Source organism: Acinetobacter sp. YH16031 (assembly GCF_013417335.1).
Lineage (GTDB): Bacteria > Pseudomonadota > Gammaproteobacteria > Pseudomonadales > Moraxellaceae > Acinetobacter.
Genome location: NZ_VPED01000073.1, coordinates 1 through 4449 on the forward strand (window position 1 = coordinate 1; position 4449 = coordinate 4449).

7 protein-coding genes are annotated in these 4449 nt (G+C 31.9%); 4 read left to right on the forward strand and 3 right to left on the reverse strand.

Annotation, left to right across the window (positions count from 1 at the left end; genetic code table 11):
* On the forward strand, window positions 1-147 hold a 147-nt coding region (locus tag FTV31_RS17640), incomplete at its 5' end, for a helix-turn-helix domain-containing protein (RefSeq protein ID WP_180015624.1).
* Between the two features lie 69 nt (window positions 148-216).
* On the opposite strand, the gene FTV31_RS15605 is transcribed toward FTV31_RS17640, so the two are convergent.
* The 3 genes from FTV31_RS15605 to FTV31_RS15615 all read right to left on the reverse strand — a co-directional run bounded on the left by FTV31_RS15605 (window position 217) and on the right by FTV31_RS15615 (window position 2780).
* Window positions 217-1629, reverse strand: a complete 1413-nt coding sequence (locus tag FTV31_RS15605) for a hypothetical protein (protein ID WP_179991740.1) — start codon at window positions 1627-1629, stop codon at window positions 217-219.
* Window positions 1604-2017: a relaxosome component gene (locus FTV31_RS15610; protein ID WP_008917002.1), complete on the reverse strand. Its 414-nt coding sequence runs from the start codon at window positions 2015-2017 to the stop codon at window positions 1604-1606. The genes FTV31_RS15605 and FTV31_RS15610 overlap by 26 nt, the downstream gene beginning before the upstream one ends.
* A 223-nt stretch (window positions 2018-2240) precedes the next feature.
* Window positions 2241-2780 (reverse strand): hypothetical protein, encoded by a 540-nt coding sequence (locus tag FTV31_RS15615; protein WP_179996694.1) that lies wholly within the window; start codon window positions 2778-2780, stop codon window positions 2241-2243.
* Window positions 2781-2806: 26 nt separating this feature from the next.
* Here FTV31_RS15615 and FTV31_RS15620 point away from each other — a divergent pair, with 26 nt between their 5' ends.
* From FTV31_RS15620 to FTV31_RS17185, 3 genes are all read left to right on the forward strand, one after another.
* Window positions 2807-3124: a hypothetical protein gene (locus FTV31_RS15620; RefSeq protein WP_179991742.1), complete on the forward strand. Its 318-nt coding sequence runs from the start codon at window positions 2807-2809 to the stop codon at window positions 3122-3124.
* A 227-nt stretch (window positions 3125-3351) separates the two neighbouring features.
* Entirely contained in the window at window positions 3352-4212 is an 861-nt protein-coding gene (locus FTV31_RS15625; protein WP_179991741.1) for a replication initiation protein, read from the forward strand.
* The coding region (locus FTV31_RS17185) for a helix-turn-helix domain-containing protein (protein WP_218948747.1) at window positions 4209-4449 on the forward strand (241 nt) is incomplete at its 3' end. The genes FTV31_RS15625 and FTV31_RS17185, both read left to right, overlap by 4 nt.

Below are 4449 nucleotides of genomic sequence, written 5' to 3' on the forward strand. Positions count from 1 at the left end.
GCATTAAATCGTCGCAAAACAGCGTATGAGCTACGAGAGAAGGGGCTGAGTTGGAAAGAGGCAGCGGAAGCTATGCAATGCTCTTATAACGCTGTAACGTCTCTAGCGAAGCGATACAAGCAACAAGGTCTAAAAGAGAGCGTTTAGCTCTCTTTTGTTATGTGGTTCTTATAATAACTAAATAAAAAACTAAGCGTTTTTTTCATGTCTTGAATATCAGATTTTAAATCTTCGTCGTCTTTCAATTTTGTTTTGTTGCCCTTGCGTTTCTTCTTGTTTTTTAAAGAATTTTGAGACTTTTTGAGTGATGCTTTTTTTGAGTTCTTGAGTTCGTTTAAATCGCTCGATATTGTCAAAAAATAATCTAAAAAATCTGTCAACATATCTGTTTGATAGTCTAATTCTTCTTCTAATTCTTTTAGATTTCTCATTAATATATTGTTGTTCTCTACTTCTATCTTCGAATTTCGAATAAATAGATTGTTGTTCTTGATTAATGTTTTCAATTTCGCTTCCAATGCTTCTAATTCTTTGTTCTCTTGTTCTTTCTTCTGTTTTATCGCTTCTATTATTCTGCTCATTGTTTAAATTCTCTTTATTAAAATCATTATTAAAATTAAGAAAAATAAATTCATTCCTAATAAGGCTATTATTATTACTTGATATTTCAGATCTAACATCCTGAATGTCATTTGTTCTCTTATTGTTTTGTTCATTGCTATTCTTATTTTCGTTCTGTGTTCTTTTAAAGCGTTTTTTATTTCTACTTGTTCTTTTGCTAAGCTCTGCGTCAAAAACGCTCGTGTGCTCTCTGAGTGCGTTTTTAACGTACTCTCGATCTGCTCTGTGATCGATTCTTGATTCTTCGTTATAAGTTTTGTAATCTCTGCTCTGTTCATAGATATCTCCTTTTAACCTTACAGGCTTATCTTCTTCGCTAAATTTAATAGATATATAATTATCACCTGTACGATTTATAATTATATTTTTCTCTTTAGTTAAAAAATCAATTAATTCTTTTCTGTTGTTTATTTCTTCGATTGATATTTTCGCTATTATTTCTTCCTGTAATTTATTTACTATATCTTTTTTGTGTTTTGGTATTTTATTATTTAAAGTATTAATTAGCTTATTTCTTTCTTTGTGATTTTCTACGTCTATAACTGAGCTAATATTATTCTCATAATTAACAACTTCACAAAATGCGTTAAATAGTTTTTTATCTGCATAGTGATAGTATGTTTTGTATGCTCTTTTATCTGCTAATGCGTTGAATGTAAGATAATTAAGTTCTAGTCGCCCTTTATCTTGATGCTGCACCCAAAGGACCGGGGGACGGTTCTCAGGTGCGATTTCTGCGAACATCATTTCTTCAAATTCTGACATGATTTTATTTTTTAAATCTTCGTCGATGTCTTTTTCTTCAAACGAAAGAACGCCCGCTGTGTATGGGTGAGAGAAGTTTTTTGATTGAATATATTCGTTAAAGTTTAAAATATCTTTCTCTGTTGTTGTAGATAAAACTTTTATATATTGTTGTTCTTCTATTTTGTCTTTACGCAATAAATAAGATAATGAGTTTTTAACGTTTCTCTGTTTGTTTTTACCTCCTATCTGTTTGTGTATCATTATAAACCTCTTTTATTTTTTCTATATCCTCTGTTAGTTCTTCAAACAAATAAGCGAATTGCTCACCGTTGGCGCTGTTAATAAAAAAATCAATATTAGCATTAATTTTTTTAGCGATTTGATTAATGTTATTAGATATATTATTTAATAGAAATAGATATTCTTTATTTCCGTTATTTTTTATTTTATTTTTTAATATTGCAGATTTATTTAAAAGTAACGCTCTTATAGCTGCTGCTCTTTTTAAATCTAATTTTTCAGCTAACAATTCAACTTCTGTTAATTCTTCGTCACTTAAACATAAAGAAATAAAATTTTTACGTTGATAGCGATCTTTATATGTTTTTTTATCTTCAATGAGAATTTTTAAATTGCTCAAATTTGCCATGTTTTTTTCCTTGTGTTTTATGTTTTGACCTTCAGGGGATTGAAGGGGCGAAGCCCCTCACAAGTAACGTAATACGAAGTATTGCGCTAACTTGCTATCTAAGGTATCCCTTACTTAAGAAATAAGATATTTTGCTTTATTGTCAATACATAAACCCCAAAATCAAAACCGATCTTGAGGTCTTTTTTCTTCTAGTTCGCTCCGCTCACTGCTACGCACTTAATTATAATCCATAGACAACTATCTGATTGTTACCAGAATAATCCTTATCCAATATATATTTAATATTAAATGTTCCTATTTCTTTATTTTTAAACTGATTTGTAAAATCTCTAAACTCTATATCGTTAGGAATTAATTCCTGATAATTTTCGATTAATACACCACTTATTGAAATCTTAACCGCTGCCTCACAAGTTCTAGTTTTATTTTTATTATCATATGCAACCTCTCGAACAGCCAACAATTGAGTATCTGCATTTTGGGTCAACGATATATCCAATGGAATAATTATGTCTTTGAAGTCTCCATTTTTATAATCATAATCAGTCAATTTTTCATAAACTAACGACGCTGGTTCATTTGGATCTAACCGTTGCTTAGCAACAAAAGCCTTATCATATTGTGATTTATAAGCTTGATTTACTAACGCGTTAGCTTCTACTGATTTACACTCAATCGGAATATCATTAGCTAATGATATGATTGGATAACAGATTGTTATTAGAGTAATTGTAGAAAAAATAAGGTGATTTTTAGGCATAACAAACCTCAAAAAAGGAATAAATAATGGATAAGATCATTTCATACTGGAAAGAATATAACATTGCACATTATGATGAAAAGAAAAGATTTTACGTGATATACGGTAAGTATAACCACTTAAATAACGAAGAAGAATCAAGAAAATGCCTAGGTCTTCATTGGGAGGACTACCCAAAGTCTAGATCTGTTTTAGCCCCTATGGTTGTAACAGCAGAAATAAAGAACTCAATTCTGGCTGGATTATTAAAAGATGGATTAGATAAAAAAAATAAAGTAGACCTTGAGAAAATACTTAAAGCTATCGAATACTTTAAAGACGAGGATTTGAAAGATAGCTATTAAGCTCAACGCTGAGAGCTGACAAAACTTGTTTTTGTTAGTTTGAAGCGTTCAAAAAGGTTTGCTTTGCTAACGCCCAAAAAACCACCCCTTTGGGGCTGTTATCTGATATGGTTAAGGCAATCACTTGACAAACTTTTTTGATGTATTAAAACATAAGAAAACAGAAACCCTATTGCTTTGAGTTTGGCGACCGTAGCAACAGGGTTTCAGAGAAAAAGGACTGCTTTATGTTTAACAACGATAATAGACAAAATTTTATAAGTCAAATGCCAATGAAGCCCTACTGTTCTGACGATTTAAGTAATGGGTTAAGAATTAGAAAAAAAGAAAAAGCGCTAGAAATGCTTTACATACAAGCTAATCAACCAGCTATACAAACTTGCTTGCTATTCGATCTAGATGAAGAAAATTGTTTTTATAAATTTGAAGAAGTTAACTTGCCTGTTCCTCACTTTATAACGAAAAGCCCCAAATCTGGCAGGTGTCATTATGGTTATATTTTGAAGAACGGGGTTTGTAAAACACAACAAGCAAAATTAAAACCGTTACGCTATGCCTCCGCAGTAGAAAACAGCATAGCAAACAGATTAGGTTCAGACCCTAACTATGTAGGGCTTATTACTAAAAACCCGTTAAATAGTCATTGGTCGCCTTGGTGGTCTGGTGCTGAATTGTATGATCTCGATTATCTCGCTGATTTTGTCGATTTAAATCAACCTAAAAGCGTTAAAGCTGAAAATTACGGATTAGGTCGCAATGTTAACCTTTTTGATGATCTGCGAGCTTGGTCTTATAAACGAGTTTTAGGGTTTAAATCTTCATCATCATTTGAACAATGGATGAAAGAAGTTGAGAGACAAGCGATCAACCTCAACGCTGTTTGTAATCAGCAAAACCCTTTGCCATTCAATGAAATAAAAGCGACAGCCCGAAGTATAGGCAAATGGACATGGAAAAATTTTGACGTTGCTAAGTTTTCAGAGATACAAAGCGCAAGGGGAAAAAAGAATCTAGGAAAGAAAAAAAATAACTATAAAAAACAAAGCGAAATATTGAATATGCTTGATTTTTTAGGAGGTAAAAAATGAGAGTAAACAGAGACGGATTAACACAAAAAGAGTTAGCAAAAAAATTTAATGTCTCAATAACAACAGTAATAAAATACACTGCTATAGACAGAGAAGATTACGAGAAAGAGGCATTAAATCGTCGCAAAACAGCGTATGAGCTACGAGAGAAGGGGCTGAGTTGGAAAGAGGTAGCGGAAGCTATGCAATGCTCTTATAACGCTGTAACGTCTCTAGCGAAGCGATACAAGCAACAAG